The 23,157-nt window shown below is 52.1% G+C and carries 16 protein-coding genes; 2 read left to right on the top strand and 14 right to left on the bottom strand.

Going from position 1 to position 23,157, the window contains the following annotated elements; translation table 11 throughout:
* Positions 1 to 114: 114 nt before the first annotated feature.
* The 9 genes from CF651_RS05705 to CF651_RS05665 all read right to left on the bottom strand — a co-directional run bounded on the left by CF651_RS05705 (position 115) and on the right by CF651_RS05665 (position 17,454).
* Positions 115 to 2,457 carry a lamin tail domain-containing protein gene (locus CF651_RS05705; protein WP_245855752.1) on the bottom strand — a complete coding sequence of 781 codons (2,343 nt, stop codon included), beginning with the start codon at positions 2,455 to 2,457 and terminating at the stop codon, positions 115 to 117.
* 208 nt (positions 2,458 to 2,665) lie between these two features.
* Positions 2,666 to 4,240 carry a glycoside hydrolase family 28 protein gene (locus tag CF651_RS05700; protein WP_179232697.1) on the bottom strand — a complete coding sequence of 525 codons (1,575 nt, stop codon included), beginning with the start codon at positions 4,238 to 4,240 and terminating at the stop codon, positions 2,666 to 2,668.
* Between the two features lie 50 nt (positions 4,241 to 4,290).
* Positions 4,291 to 4,947 carry a hypothetical protein gene (locus CF651_RS05695; RefSeq protein WP_094013894.1) on the bottom strand — a complete coding sequence of 219 codons (657 nt, stop codon included), beginning with the start codon at positions 4,945 to 4,947 and terminating at the stop codon, positions 4,291 to 4,293.
* 172 nt (positions 4,948 to 5,119) lie between these two features.
* Positions 5,120 to 7,312, bottom strand: coding sequence for a glycoside hydrolase family 88/105 protein (locus CF651_RS05690; RefSeq protein ID WP_245855723.1), 2,193 nt, complete (start codon positions 7,310 to 7,312; stop codon positions 5,120 to 5,122).
* A gap of 133 nt (positions 7,313 to 7,445) precedes the next feature.
* On the bottom strand, positions 7,446 to 9,002 hold the full coding sequence (locus CF651_RS05685; RefSeq protein ID WP_094013892.1) for an extracellular solute-binding protein: 1,557 nt from the start codon (positions 9,000 to 9,002) through the stop codon (positions 7,446 to 7,448).
* 192 nt (positions 9,003 to 9,194) lie between these two features.
* The gene (locus CF651_RS05680) at positions 9,195 to 11,555 is read right to left on the bottom strand and encodes a helix-turn-helix domain-containing protein (RefSeq protein ID WP_094013891.1); all 2,361 of its coding nucleotides are present in this window, start codon (positions 11,553 to 11,555) and stop codon (positions 9,195 to 9,197) included.
* Positions 11,556 to 11,630: 75 nt separating this feature from the next.
* Entirely contained in the window at positions 11,631 to 12,497 is an 867-nt protein-coding gene (locus CF651_RS05675) for a carbohydrate ABC transporter permease (protein WP_094013890.1), read from the bottom strand.
* 23 nt (positions 12,498 to 12,520) lie between these two features.
* On the bottom strand, positions 12,521 to 13,465 hold the full coding sequence (locus CF651_RS05670; protein WP_425436223.1) for an ABC transporter permease: 945 nt from the start codon (positions 13,463 to 13,465) through the stop codon (positions 12,521 to 12,523).
* 602 nt (positions 13,466 to 14,067) lie between these two features.
* The gene (locus tag CF651_RS05665) at positions 14,068 to 17,454 is read right to left on the bottom strand and encodes a glycosyl hydrolase (RefSeq protein WP_094013888.1); all 3,387 of its coding nucleotides are present in this window, start codon (positions 17,452 to 17,454) and stop codon (positions 14,068 to 14,070) included.
* A 272-nt stretch (positions 17,455 to 17,726) separates the two neighbouring features.
* Here CF651_RS05665 and CF651_RS05660 point away from each other — a divergent pair, with 272 nt between their 5' ends.
* Both CF651_RS05660 and CF651_RS05655 read left to right on the top strand, forming a co-directional pair.
* A complete protein-coding gene (locus CF651_RS05660) occupies positions 17,727 to 18,344 on the top strand; it encodes a TetR/AcrR family transcriptional regulator (RefSeq protein WP_094013887.1) in 618 nt (205 codons plus the stop codon).
* Positions 18,345 to 18,416: 72 nt separating this feature from the next.
* The gene (locus CF651_RS05655; protein WP_094013886.1) at positions 18,417 to 19,616 is read left to right on the top strand and encodes an MFS transporter; all 1,200 of its coding nucleotides are present in this window, start codon (positions 18,417 to 18,419) and stop codon (positions 19,614 to 19,616) included.
* A 70-nt stretch (positions 19,617 to 19,686) separates the two neighbouring features.
* Here CF651_RS05655 and CF651_RS05650 read toward each other — a convergent pair whose 3' ends face one another.
* From CF651_RS05650 to CF651_RS31895, 5 genes are all read right to left on the bottom strand, one after another.
* Positions 19,687 to 20,343, bottom strand: a complete 657-nt coding sequence (locus tag CF651_RS05650) for an S-layer homology domain-containing protein (protein WP_094013885.1) — start codon at positions 20,341 to 20,343, stop codon at positions 19,687 to 19,689.
* A gap of 210 nt (positions 20,344 to 20,553) precedes the next feature.
* Complete coding sequence (locus tag CF651_RS05645) at positions 20,554 to 21,705, bottom strand: Gfo/Idh/MocA family protein (protein ID WP_094013884.1); 1,152 nt, start codon at positions 21,703 to 21,705, stop codon at positions 20,554 to 20,556.
* Positions 21,706 to 21,807: 102 nt separating this feature from the next.
* Positions 21,808 to 22,017 carry a hypothetical protein gene (locus CF651_RS05640; RefSeq protein ID WP_094013883.1) on the bottom strand — a complete coding sequence of 70 codons (210 nt, stop codon included), beginning with the start codon at positions 22,015 to 22,017 and terminating at the stop codon, positions 21,808 to 21,810.
* A 19-nt stretch (positions 22,018 to 22,036) separates the two neighbouring features.
* The gene (locus CF651_RS05635; protein ID WP_094013882.1) at positions 22,037 to 22,306 is read right to left on the bottom strand and encodes a hypothetical protein; all 270 of its coding nucleotides are present in this window, start codon (positions 22,304 to 22,306) and stop codon (positions 22,037 to 22,039) included.
* 407 nt (positions 22,307 to 22,713) lie between these two features.
* On the bottom strand, positions 22,714 to 22,878 hold the full coding sequence (locus tag CF651_RS31895; protein WP_144029021.1) for a DUF2780 domain-containing protein: 165 nt from the start codon (positions 22,876 to 22,878) through the stop codon (positions 22,714 to 22,716).
* Positions 22,879 to 23,157 lie beyond the last annotated feature (279 nt).

Here is a 23,157-nt window from a genome sequence, read left to right as displayed (position 1 = left end):
TCTGTCCAGATGGTATGCGTTTGTCAAGTAGACGAAGGTTGTCTTGCCTACCGGAAAAAGCCGTCACAGATTCGTGACGGCTTTTTGCATGAACAGCCAGGAATGATGATGAAATCAGTTTGAAATCGTGAAGTCGTCGAAGTTCAACCGGCTGCCCGATGTGCCCGAGACGACAATACGGAATCGGACCGCGCCGCTTTCCCCCACCGTAATCGTCTGGGAAGCAAGGGATGCGGAGCTTGTGTACGTCGATCCTACATCCGTCCATGACGCTCCGTTATCCAGCGACTTCTGAAGCTTCCAGCTGGCTCCCGTATCGGAGCCGAAGTTGGCATGCTTCACGGAAACCGCAGCCGCGCCCGTCACGTTGAAATTCATCGTGATCGCCCCTGCTGCTTTTACCCGTGCCGACTGGGTGCCGTTCTTCTTGTCCGTCGTGCTGTTGCCGATCAGCGCATTGTCAAAGTACCATGATCCCGAGCCCAGTGTGACATTCGCAGCGGCATAAGCCGTCTTGGTCCCGGTTTCGAACGCTTCGCTCAGCGAGGTTGTCGCGACGGAGGTAACGGTGACAGTAAACGCGTCAGACACCGTGCCTCCCTTGCCGTCATTGGCTGTAACGGTGATGGTTGCCGTCCCCGCTGCAACAGGCGTTACCGTCAAGGTGGTGCCGCTGACAGAGGCAGACGCCGTTACACTGCTGCTGGAGGCTGCCGTGAGCGTTAAGGCGTCGCCGTCGGCATCTGTGAACGTGCCTGAAATGTCAATCGTCAAGGCTCCGCTGCCCGCTGCCGCCGAACGGTCGGCGATGGCGCTAGCGACAACCGGCGCGTTGTTCGTCGACATCACCGTATGGCTGCCTAAATACGTAAAGGTATCGGCGGCATACGAGTCCCACTCCGTGGACACATAGGAGGTACTGCCCGCCGTAACGGAGCTTTTGCGCACCAACGTCTTATCCGTACCGAAGGAGGTGCCCGATGTGCCTATGACATCGATCGCCGTGCTGCCGTTCATCAATGTCACCGAATCGTCCCCGTTGAAGGAGATCGTCGAGCTGGTAGCATTAGCCTTGGCCAGCAGCGTGCTGGAGGCATTCGGATGGGCGATGACATAGACGCTTCCGTTCGCCAATGTACCGCTCAAAGCAATGGTCGACGTCGTGTTCGACTGGGCGATGCTGTAGCCGCTGAGGTCGATGGATGCCCCCGAGCCGTTATAAATCTCCAATGCCTTGTTGTAGCTGCTTCCTTCCACATACTCGGAGAAAAATACGCCCGTTCCCCCGCCTCCGCCGCCACCGGACGTCGCATAACCGTAAGAGCCGGATTTAAAGGTGGTCGGATCCCACCACTTATATCCTGCTGCCGGGGCAGCCCATGGCTCCGCTTGCGGCTCGGTTGAGGTCTGCGGCGTCTCCATGGCGAGTAGTGGCGTTGCCGTATCCAGCGTCAGCCCGGAAACCTGGCTCAAGCTCGTATAGCTTTCCGGCGTTGCCAGCCAATTCACCAGATTCACCAGCAGCGCCGCATCGTTCTGCTCCTGGAAGCCGTCGTACGTTGTCTTCGAAGCGCCCGTCTCCTCACGCTTGTATTTCGGCGTCGCATCCTCCACCGGCGAGGAATCGCCGATGAAGCCGGCCTTCCCGGCGCCGACCTTGGCTACCGCGACAAAAGGACCTTCGGCCACTCCGCCTCCGGCATAGACGCCTTGATCAACGGCGCTTGCCCATTTCGTGCTTGTCGCCGGCAAGTAGACGATCCCTTTGGCCTTCTGGGGATCCATAATGGCCAAGGTCGAACCCGCATGCATCGCTACCGTGGACACACCGCTTGTAATGTTAAACGCTTGGCCGGGTGCGACAATATTGTTAGCAGTAATATCCCCCAGCGCGTTATACCGGAACAGCACGCCGAAATTGCTGCCCAGCCAATCGGAGCTGGCTACGCCTTGCATGGCTGCGGACGCCGCCTCCTCTGTACTCATGCCTTGGGCCGGATTGCTCCAGGCACCCCGTCGATAGCCGTTGAACACTTCCGATGCGTCCCAACGGTTTTTATTCCGGTCGGCATTGTAATGATCTCCGATGAAAAAGATACTGCCGCCATTTTGCACATAATTAAGCAAAGCTGTCTGCTCGGATGTTTTGTAAGGAATATTCGCCTCCCCGATGACCAATACATCGTATCCGGTCAAATCGGACAAGGTAATCGGCGTCGCTTTGCGCAGCTCCTTCACATAGTAGCCGGCACCGGCAAGCGCGTTGCCAAAATCGGAGAAGCCCCCGTCGATCACCCAGTCGGCCGCACCGGCGGTTTGTCCATGGGTGTTGTCGAACAGTACCTTTTTCCCATTCGCTGTGCCTGCAGGCTGGATGACAGGGGCCGGATCGGACGGGCCTTCCGCTCGAACCTGCGGAGCAGGTAGCACTACGGACAGCAGAACGGCTGCGGACAAGGCTAATGCACAAGCGACACGAGACAGACGGTTGTACCTTTTCACTTCACTTCTCCTCCTTTAATTTGGAAAAAATTAGGCTATACGCCTAAACTCATTCTATCACAGGAGAATCTAGTAAACTTGCCTAATTTCATATGTTTACAAAAAAAATAGAAACCCGGCGGACCTGTTGTCCGACCGGGCTTCCTTAACTTACGTACATAAACTATGACTGCTTCGCAGGCCTATTGGCCGCTGCAAAATAATCCGGCGCGGTGCCGTCGGCAAAAGCAACCCCCTGGCGCGCCTTGGAGAAATCATTGCCAACGACGAACAGACCGTCAGGCGCCACCTCTTCCAAGGAAAGGAAGGTGCCTGTTCCCTCTTCCGCTTTACATTGCTCCACGGAAAGCTCCCGTACCCGCTTCAAAGCAATGGCGCTATCGATGCCGGCAGCGGCCGGTGCGCCGCGGAAGCCTTTGATCGTCAGGCGCTCGATCTGCTCGCCGTACATTGCGTGGGACCAGTGCGGATTCGGCTCGCCGTCCCATACGATTTCTACGCCGTCAAGCGATACGTTCTTCGCATAGCGGCAAAATACGGCCGGGATATGGTGCGGGAACACCCCGCGCTCCGACGGCTGGGTATCGAACACCCCGCCCGGGTATCCGCTTTTGCGGCGCATCGCCAGCTTCAGGCCGCGGATTGAGATATCCTCGATGACGCTTTCCTCCGAGCCTTCCAAGTACACGCCGCCCTCGGCCTCCACCAGAATGTGATCGAACCGGATGTTGCGAATGCGGCCTGGAGCCCAGGTCGCCCCTTTGCGGCGTTCCGCCGTAATGAAGATCGGCTCGCTTTTGCCCCACCAGCGCAGCTCCCGCTTCGTTTCCTCCTCATCGCTGAACAGACGCGTTTCGACGGTAATGTTGGAGAATAAAATATTTTCCACGGTCGCGCCGTCCCGAACCCACAGTCCCATCCCCCGGTTGGAGTTGCGAATGACACAATTAGTCACCGTAATGTTGCGGATATCTCCATGTGTTTCGGTTCCGATCTTGATTGCGGAATCATGTGAGGTCAGCGTGCAGTTCGTCACCGTAATATTCTCGCACGCGCCGTAACGCTCTGCACCGTATTTCGTCGTTTTGACCACAATGCAATCGTCGCCCGTTTCAATGTGGCAGTTCGAGATATGAACGTCCTTGCAGCTGTCCGGGTCGATCCCGTCATTGTTCGGTCCGCGCAGCTGTCCGAGAATTTTGATAGCATCGACGTTCACCCGGCTGCACCCGGTCATATGAAGGCCCCAGGAGGAAGCACGGTACAAAGTGACATCCCGAAACAGCACATCCGTACAGCCTTCAAAGTCAATCAGCTTCGGGCGGAAGCCGCCGAGCGGCAGCAGCACATAGTCGCTTACGCCGTCCTCCGGCTCGAGAAAATGCTCTCCGCGTCCGTCAATCGTGCCGAATCCGGTAATCGATACCTTGTCCGCATGCCGGGCACAAATAAGCGCACTGCTGCCTTGCCCCTCGCTAAGCGCCTGAACATCCGGCCCTTCAGAGAAGGGAGCTTCAAAATCCTGCTCCTCCATACTGCTTACGATACGGGCTGCCGCATCCAAATGCAGATTGACGTTCGATCTCAACAGCAGCGTTCCCGACAAATACTCTCCCTTCGGAACAAGCACGGTGCCGCCCCCCTGCTCGAAGCAGCGGTCGATGGCCGCTTGAATGCTTTTCGTATCTTTGGTCGTCGCATCACCGACGGCACCGAAATCCCGGATATTGAAAACCACCCTATTCATCTCCTTCTGTAGTCGCTCTCATTGGCTCGACTGCCTAGTTATCACCGATCACCGCAATAAAGGGTGAAAATCGGGTCAATATGCTTGAAATACAGGTGCCCGTCCTCCCAGGCCTGAAAGTGCAGGTCCATCCGGGAATCGTTCCAGTTCTCCGGCGTCCCTTTCGTTTGCAGCTTCTTCGGCGCAAGCGGCTCTTCGATGACCTTCGGAAATTCCTGATAGCCGAACATCAGATTGTCGTGCAGGGCAATAATCTCATACTTGTCGCCAAGGAAGGCTCTCTCTTCCTGAAGCTGATAATGATAATAAATATAACTGCTGATCATCTCCGGCTTCAGATGCGCAACGCGCCCCGCCCGCCGCTCCACCGGCTCCTTGCGAAGCCAATGCTCATAGCTGACCGGCTCGTTAAAATGAAACACGTCGATCATCGGCATCCATTTGCGTTTCTCCGCTTTCCCGGGCCAATCCTCCAAGAACGGCTCCGCCGACGGGAACAGCTCTTCCGGCTGAATGACCTCCCGGATGCACTCATAGTACAAAAAAACATGATGCTGCCACTTATAGGCTGCAATGGTCATAATGCCCCCGCCATCGACATGCCGCTGAACTGCCGCGTCCTTGTCGGACAGCAAGCTTTGCAATCCCTGCTCGTCCTGCCCTTCCAGCCATTGGGCCCGGTAAATCAATCGTTTCACGTCTGTTTCGCCCCCTTGCGCCTTTCTTGCACTATCTTCTCAAAATTTTGCCAATCGCTCAAGTACCGGCAGGGAACATGTCTGCTTATTGAACAAAAAGCACGGCTCTTTGTTCTTGCTTCCAGCCGTTCATCCATTTTGCCGGGTCTATATTACATCAGAAACGGCTTCTCTATACCGCTGCAGCACCAGTCTTGCCGGCTGCCAGATGACGCTCCAATTGCAGTACCTCGATACCTGCCAGCAAGACGATGCCGATCCCGTGCGTATCGTTGAGCAGCCAGGAAAGATCATCCTTATAGTAGCCTACACTGTAGGAATACCCGGAGCCGCGGCAGACCCCATAGACGTTCCCGAATTTATCGATCGAAATCCGGGCCATGCCGTTCCAGCCTTTGTGGATGGCAGCGATATATTTCTCGGTATCGGTGATCCAACCATATCTGACGCCGCGGGCGTATGCGTACAGGAACATGGATGTGCAGGACGTTTCCTCGTAGGACTCCGGCTCGGTCAATACTTGATGCCACAGACCGCTAACTCCCTGCAAACGCAGGTATCCCTCGCACAATTCGTTGAAGAATTGGATGAGCTCGGCGCGTTGACCGTGATTTTCCGGAAGGACGGCCAGCAGCTCGGATAACGAGAATAATACCCAGCCGTTACCGCGTCCCCAAGCAATCCGGGTCGGTTTATCGATCCCGAAGTCATAGACGTGGGACATAATTTGCAGCTCAGGAATGTAAAGCCGCTTCTTGAACTGAATGAATTGGTTCGCTGCATCCTCCAGGAAGCTGATTTCCCCTGTCCGTTGGTAGCAGCGGCACAAGTAAGGCACGCTCATATACAGGTCGTCGCACCAGAGCGTCGCGTTCGGGAAATCCACATGACGCGGCTTCCGGTACAATTCCCCGTCCGGGAGCCGCTCCTGTCCGGTGCTGATGTAGTCTGCGATCACATCCGCAATACGCTCGGCGCCCTCCAGCTTTTGCTCCTGCAAAGCAAGCAGCATCGTTGCGCCGAAAGAGCCGCAGTCGTCCAGGCTGTCGAGTGTAGCCAAAGTATTCAGTACACCTGATGCGCCGTACTGCTCCTTGTCCCACAAGGCATAGCCGTACAGTCGGGTGCATGTTTCCACATGCTTGTATACATATTGGAGCAGGTCGTCGCGCTCCAGCAGCTTGCCTGTCTGTAGCATGCCGTACAGGGTTACGCCAAGCGGATAATTCCATTTGCCGAACAGCGCATTTTCCGTAAACGGGCGCACCCAGGTGTTCGGTTGATCCAACCGCCAGAACGTCCCGCCTGCTTCCGTCTCCACCAGGGAGCGAAGGGAATCGGCCAAATCAGGCACGGTCTCATGGGCCGCAAATGGCCCCAAATACAGCCAAGCATCCTTACTTCCATGCACGGGGTACGGTTCTACCAGCTGCACTCCGTCAGGCAGCGAATCCAGCTTGAAGCCTACAGCTTCACCGGAGCCGAAGCTTTGAACCGTCAAGTCATGCTCGCCATAGGACAAGCTCAGCCCGACACGGAACGCTCCGGCCTTGTCGACCGTACATTTCAGGTCACCGTCCAGATAGACGGCGATCTTCCCGGCCGCACAGCCGGTAAGCTCCACCTCGCGGACCTGCTGCGAGAAGGAGCGAAGCTTGGTCCAAGCAAGCGCATAGGCTCCCTCCAGCTTGCCGAAGATGCGCGCGATCGGATTGTTCTCCTGCTCTGCAGCGTTCCACTGCAGCTTCGGATACCAGGTCACGCCATGATCGGCCTCGGTGCTGCCTTCACCCGGCAGCTCGCTCCACACCGCATTTTGCGGCTCGGAATAAATCCAGCCCTCGTGACCGGAACGTTCCGGCGAAGGCGCAAGAAAATGAACCGGATTGCTCTTATACGAGCCCGGTCCGAGGGAACCGCCGCAGCCTGCTTCCGTCTTCGTGAATTGGAACACGAGATGATTCCACCCTTTGTTCATCGGGACCGTCACGACTGTTCTGCGCTTCGGATTCAATTCATCTGCAATGTTCGCCTTATAAATTTGCGCCCCGTTGGCATACAAGATCAACGGACCGTAGCAGTACAGAATAAAGTTCAACGGAGCTTCAGCATCGCTCCAATATTTGCACCAGGCATAGACAAGCTGCCCGTTCTCCAGGCTCGGGAACCGCTCCGTCAGATTAAAATTGTAGCTGTAATCGTGCTTTTTCAAAATGCCGTCAGCGCAAAAAGCCCGGTAGGTCATCGGATGCGGCGGATTACTGCCTACATACCGGTCTGCTACCGTGGCTAATATTTCACTAACGCGATCCCCGCATTTGGCGAAGATGCTTTCGTTGATATCGATGTAACGCTCAGTCATCATTTTCTTCCTCCCCATTGAAGCCCGTTGAATCCGTATCCGCTTCACCTAACTTTGTTTCATTAGTAAAGGGGCGGAATCTGCCCGCCCCTTTCATCATTTACTTTCAATCCTTCACTGAAGCAGCAACCCTTTGTTACTTCGCCGCTCCGCCGCTGCGTTTTTGATACGCATCCGTCATCTCTTGACTCATCTTGGCCAGGTCGGCATCGGTTTTCGCTTTGGCTACGAAGTCATCCCAAGCGGTAATCGGCTCGCGGCCCAAAATAATTTTCGTTTTCAAGTCTTGCACTTTTTTCTCGAACTCAGGAAGCAGCTTTTGAACAGTTGGAGAGTACAAACCGATACTTACGTCGGCTACGCTCGTTTTCTCACGCTCGTCCTGGATTTTTTTGAAAAGATCGTTCGCTTCTTTCGGGAAGTACACCTTCGTCGAGCTGGCATAAGGATCCGCGACATAAACGATTTGGTTAAAGTCCGGTCCGTTATCTTTCGCCAATTGCTCGGTATTCACGACTTTTTGTCCGTCCTTCACGGTGTAATCCACGCCTTCGATACCGTACTGCTGGATCGCGAATACGTCATCGTTCATCCAAGTATCGACCATTTTTAGGATACGTTTCATTTTCGCTTCAGGAACGGATTTAGGAATCGAGATCATACCGGAGAAGCCAGGCCCTTTCGGGTTGTAGCCGTTCATGCTGGTCAGCGGATAGAAATCCTCCGGCTTCATGTTCGGGTCGATTTTCTTGAGCTTTTCGTAATAATCGTTCATCGTGCCGGCTTTTTCCAGGATAATCCCGGCTTTGCCGCCTTTGAACAGATCGGATGCCTGAGTCAGCTTCAAAGAAGCGAAGTCTTCAGGAAGCAGCTTTTCTTTGTACATTTTCGCCAAATATTCAAGCGACTTGCGCGTTTCAGGCAGCAGCGCCGTGTTGACAATTTTGCCGTCGACAAGCTTCCATTTATCGTTCTTCACGTTCGCACCCGTAAAGCTGTTCTCAATCATAGCAAGCGTTCCCATATCGGCAGGCGGGTTCATGTAAGCTGCCAACGGAATGGTGTCGTTCTTGCCGTTTTTGTCCGGATCTTTCTCCGCAAAGGCTTTCATGACATCGTACAGCTCATCGGTTGTCGTAGGGACCTTCAAGCCCAGGTTGTCGAGCCAGTCTTTACGGATTACGAAAAATTGATCGGCTTCTGCCGGGCGCGGACGCGGAATCCCGTAGTTTTTGCCGTCCTGCATTTTGGTCAATTCCCAAGCGGTTTTGGAAATTTTGGAGTTCAGGTTCGGGTAATCCTTAATATAAGGTGTCAAATCCCAGAAAGCCCCTTGGGTTACCGCATTGCGGAATACCGAGGTGAATGGATCGTTGATGGTGACCAGATCCGGAATGTCGCCGGAAGCGAGCGTCACGTTCAGCTTATCCGTGTAGTTATTACCGGAAACCCACTGAATTTTCAGCTTGGAATTGGTTGCTTTCTCGATCGCCTGCTTAATCTTATTGTCATCTGCCGCCGGTGAAGGGCTGAGCAAAATCGTCATTACACTCACTTCCAGAGGTCCCTCATTCCCGCCTGCGGCGTTCCCTCCGGCGTTGTTTTTGTTACCACATGCAGCAACGACACTTGAAAGCGCCAGCATAAGCACGAGCGAGCCCATAACTGATTTCTTGCTTCTCTTTAATTTCATTCGTGATCCTCCCTTGTTTTGTGGTTATCCTCTGACATTGAAACGATCCGTTCCGGTTCCAGTCGAAGTCGAGCACAAGGTAGACGATAGTACATTCGACTTTGATCGACAATCGTACTTTTTTGTAGCCGCAAATCCAGCACATGAGACTATATTGCAGCCTTGCACTTCAATGCACAAGGCCGCAAACCCTTATTCCGTGCGGTTTAACTCGCGGTATTGGCTTGGCGTGATGCCTTCGTACTTTTTAAACAGGCGGTTAAAATAACTATGCTGGTAGCCGACCCGATCGGCCACTTCATTAATTTTCATATCCGTTTCAATGAGCAGGGTTTTGGCGCTGCTGATGCGGATGTTCGTCAAGAAATCGATAAAGTTAATTCCTGTAATTTGCTTGAACGCACGGCTTAGCGTGTAAGGACTCGTGCCGAATAGATCTGCGCATGATTCCAACGAAAGCGGGGTCATGTAATGCTCATGCAAGTAAAGGATGACCTGCTCGATGATTTGCTTGAAATGGTAATCCTGCCGGCTGATCATTTCCTGCACAAAGACGGCAATCACTTTATGCCGGAACCATTTGAGCATTTCCTCCGGCTCCCTGATCTGGGCCAGCTGCTCGAACAAATTGACGGTACCGAACAGCTGCACCGGGTTCATTCCCGACTGCAAGGAAGCATACCGGATACTTCCCAGCAGTTGAAGCATGCCTTGCTGCAGCATAAATTCCGTAGAGCCGTTGGCCGAAAGCTCGTCCATGAACTGCTTGATTAAATCGACCGCATCGGTTTCCTGCCCGTTACGGATCGCATGAATAATCTCTTTGTCCAGGGTGAACGGGTAGCTGCTTTCCTTCAAAACATTGAGCTTGGACAGATGCTCCGCTTTAATAATCTGATTGTCGTCCAACAAATCGCGATATACCAACGCTTGCCTCACTTCCTCGAACAGATGCGGAATTTGCTTCACGCTGTGAATCCATTTGCTGACGGATATCGTCACCTGCATTTTCAGAATCCGGTTAATCGTCCGTGTAACCTCATTGCATACCTGCTCCAAATCGTTCTCCAGCCATTTGACCGGATGTGAGGATGGGAAAGACAGCAGCACGCCTATTGAGAAATTGTGAAAATTAATAATTTCCGCCTGCTCGTACTGGTTGCGCAGCAGCTCTTCAATAATGTTGGAAGCCGCGAAGGTGACCAAATTCTCATCGCCTGCGGAAAATCGCCCCTCCAGATTGGAGAAGCCGGTTAATTGAAACATCAGGGCTACGAATTGGCGCTCCTCCGTCTCCCAGCCATAACGCTTCATGCGCTCCTTAATATCGCTCTCCTGAAGCGAAATCAGATAGCCTTGCACCAATTGGAGAAAAAATCCTTCGCGAAGCAGCGGCATTTGCTCATTCAGCTTGTACCGCATCGACTCGCTTTCCTTGGACAAGTGCTGCCAGTGCTGCTCGATCAGGTCGAATTCATCCCGCACCCCTTCATGCTTCTCACCGGTCAGCAGAGTAACAAGACGCTGAACAGGCGAGTAAATTCGGCGGGATACGAACCAGGACAGCAGCAAGGCAAAGACGAGCCCGGTAATACTGACAATCAGGATCCATTTGGAGATAGCAATCACCGGAGCCGTAATCGATGTCAATGGTGCCGCGGATATATAAACCCATGTCTGGCCGAGACGGCTGAAATGCCCGTACGATACGGAATACGACACCTTTTTGTAATCATAAAGAAACGATTCCGGCTTCGAGTTCTGCTCGGACGCTTCGCCAAGCTCCGCTTGATGCTTCTCATAAGCATGCCGGATGGCCTCATCCAGCTCTGAGCCCGCAGCTGCGCTGCTGGACAAATTTACATTGTCGGTTTCACTGAACAGCATCGTTACCCCTTCATCATAGGGCGTCAATGTGTTCAGCAGCTTTTGCAAACTGTCTTGGTTGATAGTAGCAATAATAGCCCCGAATGGCTCGCTGCTCCCGCCGGGAATTTTGTTCACGATCGAAATCGCCTGCCGTCCTGAAGCCGCGGGATACGGGTTCGTCCAAAACAGCGACTTGTCATGCTTCAGCAGCACCTCGTAGTTCTCAATCTCGGGCAGCTCGCTCAAGAATGCGTATTTTTCCGTTGAAAATGTCAGCGGACGCGGCTTATCCAGAAACAGCTCCACCTTTTGCAGCAGCGGATGAGCGCTCTCCATCGAGAGCAGCGTGCGGTACATTTCCTGCACCGTGTCGTAGTTGTATGCGAAATTAATCGATTTCAGCTTCTCGTCGAACTTGGAATCGAATGCCCAGTGCGACACCGTCATTTCCAGGAAAGCCAGCTGATCGTCAATATTCACCGCCCGGTTCTTGATTTGATTCTGGTGCAGCCGCTGCAGCTCTTCCTCGATATTGTTCGTCGCGATCCAATAAATGCTCAGCCCGATGATGAGTCCCGGAATGCTCGCCATAATTAGAATCATCGCCAGGCTTTTGCGGAAAAAGCGGTTGTTGTATTTATATTTCTGGATATAGCCCAGCCAAGTTTGGAGTATGCCAGTCAAGATGCTCACCTTCCAAAAAACAATTTTTTTACACGATTCGACATCTTGAGCTGAAATCCTCTACCTGGAAGAAGCTTACCCTTTAACCGAGCCTACCATAGCCCCTTTGGCAAAATGCTTTTGCAAGAAAGGATACACCAGCAAAATCGGAACCGTTGCCACAATGACTGCGGCCATTTTCAACGTTTCTGTCGGAGGCGCTACGGTCGTCACATCCATCCGCAGATCAGCGTTGTTCGCATTGAGCAAAATGTTTTGCAGCATGACCTGAAGCGGCCATTTGGTCGCGTCGTTGATGTAAATCAGCGCATTGAAAAATTGATTCCAATAGGCCACTGCGTAAAATAATCCGAAGGCTGCAAGCGATGGCAGCGACAATGGCAAAATGATACGGAAAAACGTGGACAAGTCGTTGCAGCCGTCCATCGAGGCCGATTCCTCCAGCTCCGCAGGGATACTGTCGAAAAAGCCCTTCATCAGAATCACGTTCCAGCCGCTGGCCAGTGCCGGCAAAATGAGCGACCACAAGCTGTCGATCAGCTTCAGCTCGCGAACGAGCATGTAGTTCGGGATCATCCCGGGGTTGAACAAAATCGTCACCAGGATCGCGAGCAGCATGATTTGTCTGCCGCGCATTCTTTTGCGGGATAACGCATAAGCCAGAGATGCAGTGACAACCAAACTCAGCACGGTTCCGACGAGCGTAATGTACACGCTGACACCGATCGATCTGGGAAAAGCTCCCGTCGCCATAAGGAATTTGTACGATTCAAGCGACCAGGTTTGCGGGAAGAGCACGAAGCTCTTTTTCAAATATTCCGTCGGATCGGTGAAGGAGACAACAAACACATAGTAGAGCGGGAAAAACGTAACGATAGCTACGATACCCAGCAGTGCGATATTAAATACGTTGAAAAGACGGTTGCCCAGTCCTTGTTTCATGTGATCCTCCTTTTGAATTCGGCTTAATATACGCCTTCTTCTCCCATTTTTTTGGCAATCCAGTTGGACAGGACTACCAATGCCAGGCCGACAACGGACTTGAACAAGCCTGCCGCGGTACTGTAGCTGAATTCCCCTTGTTGAATCCCGACACGGTATACATAAGTATCGAACACTTCGGCAACCTGCGAAACCGCGCCGTTATACATCAGAAAGACCTGCTCGAAGCCGACATCCAGCATGTGTCCCAACCGCAATATGAGCAAAGTAATGATAACGTTGCGAATTGCGGGCAGGGTAATGCTCCACATTTGGCGCAGGCGTCCGGCGCCGTCGATTTTGGCTGCTTCATACACGCCCGGATCAATACTGGCCATCGCCGCCAGGAACAAAATCGTTCCCCAGCCGCATTCCTTCCAGATGGACTGTACGGTCAGCATAAGCCAGAAGGTATCCGGGTTCGTTAAAAAGTCTACGCGGGCCAAGCCGACGCCCTCCAGCAGCTTATTGACCAGGCCCTCGCCCTTCGCAAACAGCAGGAATGTCAAGCCCGAAATAATAACCCAGGACAAGAAGTGAGGCATGTATACGATCGACTGTACGATCCGTTGGTACATGACGCTGCGCAGCTCATTTAACAGCAAGGAAAGCACGATCGGCAGCGGGAAAAATAAAATCAGGCTCAACAGATTGATCGCCATCGTATTGCGGAACAGCAGCATAAAATCCGGGTTCGAGAAAAACCGCTGAAAATGCTCGAAGCCCACCCATTCGCTGCCTGTAATGCCGGCGAACGGAGAATAATTTTGAAATGAAATGACAACGCCCCACATCGGGACAAACTTGAAAATTAGAAAAAACAAGATCCCCGGCAGCGCCAGCAGGTATAAATATTTGTCGCGGCTTAAATCCTTGAATAGCCCCCCTTTACGGCGGCCTTGGGATTTCGCGGAATTGCCGGAAGCCATGCGCTCTGGTTGTACTAAAGCCATCCTCTCCATTCCCCTCTCTCAAATTGAATTCATCGTTGTATCAACTTAAATCAAATTGGAGCGGTTGACAATCGTACATTATTGTTCGCGGCAAAGGCAAGATAATCGCAGCTTGGACAGGGATTGAGACTATTTTGCGGGTTGAGACAATATTGAGTGGAAGGGGAGAAAGGGCGGGCGCGGAGGGAGGCGGATTCAAGGCAGGCGCTGCAGGAAAGGGGATGTATCTTCGGCCGCTGTTGAAATCGTGAATTTTTTAAATGGAGTCCTCTAAGGTGTATTCACGATTTCAAAGGCGATCACTTCGTTCCTCCGATACATCCCCTTTCCCTCCGCTAATGCCCTTTCTCCAGGGGGAGTAGAAAGAAAAAAGAGGAAAGGGGGGGCCCTTTCCTCTAAGGTACTAGGTCGGTATGGATGGCGGAGCCATCTCACCTCAAAACCGGCAAACCAAAACCAAAAACCAAAAACCAAAATCAAAAACCAAGACCAAGACCAAGACCAAACTTAAATCAAAGCAATACCTAAACCTAAACCAAACCAAAAACCAAAAACTAAATTTCGGGGATCATATCATCTTACTGTATGGAACGCACATCGCTCCAACGAGCTGCGACAGGCTTCAACTCGTGCAAAGCATAGTCGAAATATTTGCCCTCAAGCAAACCAATCAAAGTATTGGTCACCCGAACCTCAATCCGGTTCGAGCCTTCAAGCAGCAGCCTCGTCTCCCCACCGAAGCGGTAAGGCATCCAAGCGCGGGCCCCCAGAGACTGACCGTTCACCAGCACCTCGGCCACCTCATGGAACTGAGGGTCCAAGCCCTCGAACGAGAGCTCGAACGAAGACGTGGAAGGCAATGCATCCAACTGCACGTCACGGCTGAAAGAAATCGTCCCCGCGAAGTACGGATATCCCGGATAAGGACCCGCCGTCAGAGGCAGCTCCTGAACAACGGGACGTTTCAATACAGGACACTGCTCCGCATCGAATGCAGCCTGGAAAGCTCCTGTAACGTACAGGGCATCGATCAGGCCGTTCCAGTCCTGCTCAATCTCCACCTCGACGGCGATTTCATTCACGCCTTGCTGTATATATGAAGTAATGTCATAGCCGACGTTCATATGGTCGTACAGGAAGGTACGTTCAAAATCCGCCGGCCGGATCCGATGACCGTTTACAAGGATCGAGCCGTTCCCTGACACCGCGCCCTGGTCCATAACCAGGCAAACCTTATCCAGCGGCTGGTCCACCCGCAAGGCAGCAGCATAACGGGCTTGAAGTGGATACGACAAGCTGATTCGCATCGGGGTGCCGAACAGCTGGCTCATGTTCACCGGCAGCTTCGTCGAAGCGGCCAGATCCGCACATTGATCGATAAAGGTCTTCACCTGCACAAGCGTACCGTCATCATGGCCTTCCCCTAGTCCTTGGTTAGAGGCTCCGTTCACCCCCCGGATCGAGAGCTTGAACGCATCCAGGCGTACCGCATTGGCCTGCTCCGTCTGCATCGTCCACAAGGTCGATTCGGAAGCGTCGACAGTCAGGCTCCACGGCTTCTCCTGAGCGGCTGGGCTTGTCCCGGCAGCTGTACGGCCATCGTTTGCTGCCGCTGTCCCATCAGCCTGCGTAACGGCGCGTGTCCAGCGGAACAATTTGGACTCATACGAATCCAGGTGGACCGGCAGACTCCAGCCCTCTCCCTCCTGCCGGGCTTCCACCGCGGCTTCATCCCCGCGGTCCAGCGACAGCTCAGTAACGGCAACTGTAAACCGCTCGCGTTCTGCATCCGCTCCGTCAGCGGCCCAAAGCGCTTCCGCTACCTGCAGGGAGACGTCGCGCACAGCCTCCTCCTGATTGCTGACGAACACAAGGAAGCTATCCGCATCAATGCGACGCGTCTGCATCAGCAAGCTTTTGCCGCCGTAGGCCGGCAGCAGCTTCACTGCAAGCGGCTGCAGCTCCTCGAGCAGCGCGGACATGCTGCCCAGCACCGCCGATGCTTCAGCCGATGCGGCAAACGGCAAATGATAGGCGCGAGCTTCGCCTTTGGTCCATTGCAGCTGGGCCGCGCCGTCCGCGTTCCCGCTGCCGGTCCATAACGACTCGCGTGCAGCATCCGGCAGCCCGAAAGCAGCCGTGACCGCAGCGGCATCCCATCCGTCGGCTTCGATGGCTTGGTAGGGCAGCTGCCCCATGCTGATGACGGTTCCTCCTTGCGCGAGGAACGCCTCCAGCTTCGCCCAGGCACCACTCTCCAGATTCGTCATCGGAGGCAGAATGATGACCGAATAGCTTGCGTTTCCGATCAAGACATGCCCGTGATCGACGGCGGCTTCCGCCAGCAGCTCCGCATCCAGATGGTCGAAGTCTCTTCCGCTGTATGTCAGTTCATTGCAGATGCGTGTCCACCACGCTTTCAAATCCGCAAGCTTCCGCTCCTCTTCCGGCTGATTGCCGCCGTAGTCGAAATGGTGGAACGGATTCCCCATATGCGCCCATAACGTGGTCGTCGGCTGCAGCACAGCCACTTTAATGTCTGCCTGACCGCAGCTCATCACATAGCTGACCCGTCCGACATAGTCGCCCAATTGCTTGAAATGCGACCAATACGGGTTTTGCAAAAATTGGGACGGTGGCGCATCATGCTTCATCAGACTGTCCAGTGTATAGAAAAACGCATGAAAGTTAAAAAAGTTCGTGCCCTGAGCCGCCATTCGGTCAATCATCCACTTCGCATCCTGCAGCGTCATGGACCAGCCGACACTGTGGAAGCATTCGATCAGATTGCGTTCCCGGCCCAGCTGGCGGGCGATCGAGCTGACCATTTTGGCGCTGCTGCGGAAGCTCTCCGCCTGATTGTTCAGGATCCAATCCAAAGACCGCCCCAGCTTCTCGTGTGCGGTATCTCCGCCGGGCACATGGCTGTACAGCTGCGTCGTATGCCGTACCGACGGCACCTCCGTCACATATTTCAGCCCATACTGCTCGCACCAGTCGTGCACCTGCTTATGATAAGCATCGAGCAGCAGCATATGAATCGCCTGATAGTAGTCGTAGCGAATTTTGGCGGCTTCGTCGGCCTCCTCATACAGCAGCGCATGCAGATGCTCCCGAAGATCGTAGCCATGCTGCTCAATGAAAAATTCAGCCAGCTTCGGCGACCACGGGATGCTGCCCAGCAGCCCGATTTCATCGGTAAACATGCCTTTAATCGTATTGCCGAAGTATTCTCCGAAATGCTGCGCATATTTATCATGCGTCAAGCGGATAAAGGTTGCCATCGCCTCATGATTGCACGGATCGACGAACGTGCCGTAATATTTGAAGTCTTCAATTTCCTTCTCCTGCACGACCAGCACTTCCCACTCGCCGGCCGGCGCGGTCCATTCCAGCTTTTGCACGGTGCGGTACGTAAAGAAGCGCTTCTGGTTGTAGGCGGTCAAGCCCGCTTTTTGAAAAATCGGCTCCGCCTGAAAATTCCCGATGGACGAACGAACATCCACCGCATCGTTCCATCGCTTCTCCCCCGTCTCGGTAACCGGGATCGCCTTGGCATACAAAATGCGTGCCCAGGGCAGCTCCACGGAGAGACGCTCGCCGCCTTGCACCCGCTCAGCCTGATGGGTAAGGGTGTAGTGCTTCGCCTCGGGATGCTCCAGCGTCACCTCTCCACCCGCAATTCCGCTCGGGTACGGATATTCGTCGTACAGCCAGACGTTCAGACCACGGCGCTGCGCCGCCTCCACCGCTACGCGTACCTTTTGAAACCAGGCATCGGACAAATAAGGCACCTGCAGGCCTTGTCTCGCGCAAACGAAAAATCCGCCCAGCCCTTTATCCGCCATCTCATCGATTTGATAACGGATTTGGTCATCATCCATCTCCCCATTCCAAAACCAAAACGGATGAACCCGGTAAGTCGATTCAGGCTGTTGAAATGACTGCATACGAAACTCGGCCATCTAAGTATTCCTCCTAGGCGTATCAAATTTCTCTTACTATATAAGAAGTTGTCCGGACGGACAATCGTATTATTTTGACCGGTTTGGATTGGAGGTACGATTATTTTGCCGGGTTTGCACATCTTTGCAAAACAAAGAAAATCGACTCATTTGCAGAGAAAAATATCTTACTGCTGCTTCGGAAAGCCCAAGGTGTCGCTTGACCCGTGAAAATCACTATGCTACGATACTGAATGAACGTTCAGTATGCGTGATGAACAGGAGTGGGCGTCATGAACCAAAAACAGCTCCAAAGCGAACAAACCAAGAAAAAAATAGCGGAAGCCGCTCGAGCGCTTTTTGTACAAAAAGGCTATAAAGCGACTTCAATTGAAGATATTGTGAGAACAACCGGCAGCAGTAAGGGGAATATTTATTACCACTTCAAAAGCAAGGAAGGCTTGTTCCTTTATTTAATTGAAGAATGGGACCGTGAATGGATTCTTAACTGGGGACAAAGTGTACATCTGTATAAGACAACTACCGATAAGCTTTATGGAGTGGCCCAGCAGCTGGCAGATGATGATTTGAACCACCCTCTTACGAAAGCTGCGGATGAGTTTTTCCATCAAGAGGAGAAGACCTCTGAAGTCGAATCCAGAATAGCCGAGATGATGGCTAGACATTTGGAATTTAATCAGAAGCTGCTGCAAGAAGGGATCGACTGCGGTGAATTTGGCCCAAATGATACGGAACGTCTCGCCGTCATATTGGAAGCCCTCTTTTTCGGAGCAAATCAATTATCGCGAAGCCTTTCTCCCCACAAAACACGCGTACTCTATAAAGATGCCATCACCGTATTTCTAAACGGCATAACCCGCAATAAGCTGACGGAATCTGAGGAGGAATAGTCATCCTTGGTCTCCTATGCACGAATACAAAACGAACGTTCAGTATATAAAATCACACGGAGGCTCTCCACCATGTCGTTACTGCTAAGAAACCGAGGAGCGATAATGCTTCTCATGCTGAATAATTTCATTATTTTTACAGGTATTGGGCTCATTATCCCCATTATGCCTAGTTATATGAATCTGCTTCATATTAATGGCAGCGTGCTCGGTTTGCTTGTTGCTGCTTTCTCTATCACGCAGCTCGTATTCTCGCCTCTGGCAGGTCGGCTATCCGATTCCATAGGCCGTAAAAAGATCATTCTAGCCGGCATGCTGCTTTTTTCCATATCGGAGTGGATGTTCGGCGCCGTCAGCACGCTGCCTCTCCTGTTTCTGGCTAGGATGCTGGGAGGAGTTAGCGCTGCGCTTGTCATGCCTGCCGTTATGGCCTATACAGCTGATGTTACCAATGACGAGGAACGCGGAAAAGGCATGGGGTTGATTAATGCAGCCATCACAACAGGTTTTATCATAGGACCTGGAGTTGGCGGATTTATCGCGGAGTTCGGAATCCGGGTTCCCTTCTCCACTGCTGCGGCAGGCGGCTTGCTTGCCATGGCTGTTACTGCTCTATTTTTACCCGAAGCCTCGAAGACTGTCCGCACCATGGATGCGGTAAAGCCGGCACAAGCCGGTCTGCTGGAACAGCTTACCCGATCCTACCGCGCGCCTTATTTTATCAGCTTGATTGTGGTGTTCGTCACTTCCTTCGGACTTGCTAGCTTTGAGACCGTGTTCGGACTGTTCGTCGACCGTAAATTCGGATTTACGCCGAAGGATATTGCCTTCATTATTACTTTTGGTTCGATCAGCGGAGCCGTCGTGCAGGTTACGATCTTTGGGTGGATCATCAATCGGTTCGGGGAGAAAAAGGTTATTACGTTAAGCCTCCTCGTCTCCGCGCTCTTCGTCATCCTTACGCTGTTTGCGCACACCTTCTGGTTCATGATTGCCGTTACCTTTATCCTGTTTCTTGCGATTGATCTGTTGCGGCCGGCCATTGGTACGCAAATGTCCAAGTTCGCCGACGAGCAGCAGGGCTACGTAGCAGGATTAAATTCCGCCTTTACCAGCCTTGGCAACATTGTAGGTCCCATTGCAGCAGGTGCACTATTCGACTTTCATATGGGCTCTCCTTACTTGATGGCCGGTGTGATTTTAATTATAGGGTTCCTGCTTTCCTTCAAGTCCAGAGAGATACCCTACAAGGCACTTCTGAATAACGAGTAGCACATGTACAGATACTGATACTTAATATTATTGATGAACAATGAGCATTCAAAAATTATTAGTGGCATCCTCAATAACTTATCGTAAGAACATCTAACCCGAGGAGGACCATTTGACGGGTAATGGGGGCAGAACCGTAATAGGGGCCGTCAGAATTTAAATTCGGAAACAAATTCAACGCCAATGCCACATACCCTTTTGCATAAGGAGACACCGTTGCATCGGCTGTTCCCTCTGTTTGTCTTCCCTCTGCATCTTTAGCTTGACTACGGATTAAAAAAACAGCGAACTGCTCTTTAGTCACTTCGCCTCTAGGATCGAACCGATCCTGATCAACACCATTGGTAATGCCAGCTTGGCGAAGTGCTTCTATATAGGGAAGTAAATCACCATACTTCAGATCATCTGCCTCCACATCAATGAAGCTTGATTTTTTCAAAGTGGTATCTATTTTCAATCTTACCGTAAGAGCCACGATCTTGGCGAACTCAGCGCGGGATATGGTATCTTTTATGCCGAACTGGTCTTCCGACACCCCTTGTATTAATCCAAGAGATAACCATTTGTCAATTTTCGCTTTCGTTATATCATCCATATTAGTAAGATCTTTGAAATCCGCGGATGTTTTTACTAGCGAAGCATAAATTTGAGTATCCATTGTTGTAAAAGTGAGCACAAGACTCAAGCATACCAACTGGAAAATTTTCCACACTTCATTTTCACCCATCCTATTTTAATCTTGTAATCCGATATTTAGTCGGTAATAAACAGTTCAATAACGAATGATAAATTCCTTTATTTTGACATTGGTGTAATTGTATTATTTTCCCTTTTGTTCAACAACAAATCAACTACAGCTGCTCTCTCCTCACCCGAAAACAAAAAAATGACATGCCTGCCGTAACCGGCTCAAGACATGTCTTTCCTTCACTTCCCTCTATTCAAACTTGGGAACGGAAACCCATCTTCTTTCCCGCGCGCTCTCAAGAATCGCCTCGATAAGCAGCATGATGCGGTGTCCGTCCGCCAAGGTTGCAAAGGAGCTTCTATACTTCTGATTCAACACCTTTTGGTAAAAGTCGTTGCACAGGTTTTTCAACCCGTCCGGCCAGCCCTCCTGATGCCCTCCAGGATAATGAGCCAAAGCTGCCGATTTCTTCAGCAATAAATCGGGATCGCGGAGCAGCTGCTCGTTGGACTGCTCCCGCTTGCCCACCCACAGCTGATTGGGCGATTCCTGATCCCACGCAAACGATGCGCTGTCGGTTGATATTTCGAAATGCAGGTTGTTCTTGCGGCCCGCCGCGACCTGGGAAACAGTGAATACCCCTTGGATGCCCCCCTCCATATGAATGAGTACACTGCCGTAATCCTCAGTCTCAATCGCCACTTCCTCCCGCTCCGCATCCTCCTCCAGAGCAGCGAACGTTTGCGGACCTTCCGCTGGCTTGAGCCGAACGGGATGGACGATTTTGAGATCGGCCATTACTTCGGTAATGCTCCGCTGCAGCACATACTGTATCGTATCGCACCAATGTGAGCCGATATCGGCAATCGCCCTTGAGGGCCCGTTCTTCTCGGAGTCCAGCCGCCAGCTGTAATCGGTTTCCAGCAGCAGCCAGTCCTGCAAATAACCGCCGTAGACGAGGTTAACCGTCCCCTGCTCCTGCGTATGCAACATTTCCTTGACTTGGGAAACCATTGGATAATGCCGGTAATTAAAACAAACTCCGCAGGTAACCTCCCTCTCCGTGGCCAGCTTCAGCAGCTCGGCGGACTGCTGGCTATTTACAGCCAACGGCTTTTCGGACAGCAGATGCTTACCGGCCAGAATGGCCCTTCGGCTCACCTCATAATGCAGCGCATTCGGCGTGCAGTTATGGATGGCTCGAATATCCGAATCCGCAAGAAGCTCGTCCAGTGAGTCGTAGGCCATCGGGATGTTATGCTTGCGCGCCGCGGCTCTGCTCTTCTCGGGCGAGCTCCCCAGGATGCCCCATACCTCTACCAGCGGGATCCTTCGTAACGCTTCAATATGCGCTTGCGCCGAAAAACCAGTGCCCACAACCCCCACGCGAATCGTATTCATGGTGATTCCCTCCTCTTTTTCCTCGTTATTACCCGAATCGGCTCCGAGATAACCAAGAAAAAGGAGGGCCGTCTGTCCTGGATGCTTGATCCCAGCAGTCTGTTAGCCGTGATAGCTGCCCATCGGTGCATTCAGCACCCATTCCAGCAGCAGGATCATATCTTCCACATGCTCAACTTGCAAAGTGATGGATTGGATAGCGTTATCGTCCTGCGCCGCCTGGCTCTGCAACTCGGCCTTTCTGGAGGCGAGCGTTTGTTTTTGCATTTGAAGCTCGTTCAATTTGCGTTTAATTTGATTTTCTGTTCTCATTGAGCAATGCACTTCCCTTTCATTCGTTTCTTATTAAAATAAAGGAAAAGCCGCCGGATGGCAAGTTGATCGGGCAGCATTTTCCGGCTAATGAAAAAAGAGACCGGAACAAGTCCGGCTCCCTTCTTTTCATGATCATTTTACTTTTTCGAAGACTTGGAGGATTTCGATGACCGGTGTCCTCCGTGACCGCCATGGTGGCCGTGACTCGTATGACCGCCGCCATGCCCGCCGTTCCAGTCATGCCAATTTCCATGACCGCCGTACCAATGCCCGCTATACCATCCACTGTATGGAAAACCCCATGTTGAATAAGGAATGGGTATAGGGACCGGATAACCTACCGGATACTGGCCAGGGTATTGTGTTACAGGGTATTGCCCATATGGATACTGTCCGTAAGTATAGCTGTAAGGGTTGTATGCCATTTCGAAAATCTCCTCCAATTCAGTGATACTATACACTATGCGCGGAGGGAAAAACTGGTTGCTTGCCCAAGAAAAAAGACCTGGGAGCCCCCAAGTCCTAATGGCTTCATACCTGTACGTTCGTTGATCGACCTTTCGCGTTGCGGATCTGGCGGTACCTTTTTCTCAACCCCAACCTTCCGTCCCGCTGCCGTCATGGGCCCATCCATGCACCTATTGGGGTGCCACATAATTATGAAAACAAGCGTAAAAAACTCCCAAACGGGAGTTAGTCATGATTATCTTCGCCAATAATCGAGTTGTATAATTCGCTGTTGATCTCTTCAGGTAATCTAGTTTTAAAATAGCCTAAAAGAGCTTCTGCTGCTTTTTCTGCCTGATGTTCCGTAATCCCTGCTTCTGCAGCTATTTGTTGCCTAACCATGTGTTTCAATATATCACCTCCTGTTGACACAGGTTTATTATTTTACAATTCAGGAAATTTATTCAGTAACTGGCGAAATGCTTATTGATCTTCCTTAAAAAGCTAAAAAGCTGGCGTCTGTAAGCAGCAGACGTCAGCTTTTTAGCTTTTCTCCGGACAACAGATTGGATGAAGAACTGTTAACCCGTCTGCTCACGCAAGCATCCTCTGTTATCTTGCCTCGCTGAGGATCCCCGTGATCCGAAGTCACTGGAGCCGTTTTGACTTGGTCATCGTCTATTCCACTGA

The sequence above is a fragment of the Paenibacillus rigui genome (assembly GCF_002234615.1).
Taxonomy (GTDB): domain Bacteria; phylum Bacillota; class Bacilli; order Paenibacillales; family NBRC-103111; genus Paenibacillus_S; species Paenibacillus_S rigui.
This window is presented reverse-complemented; position numbering and strand designations above follow the sequence as displayed.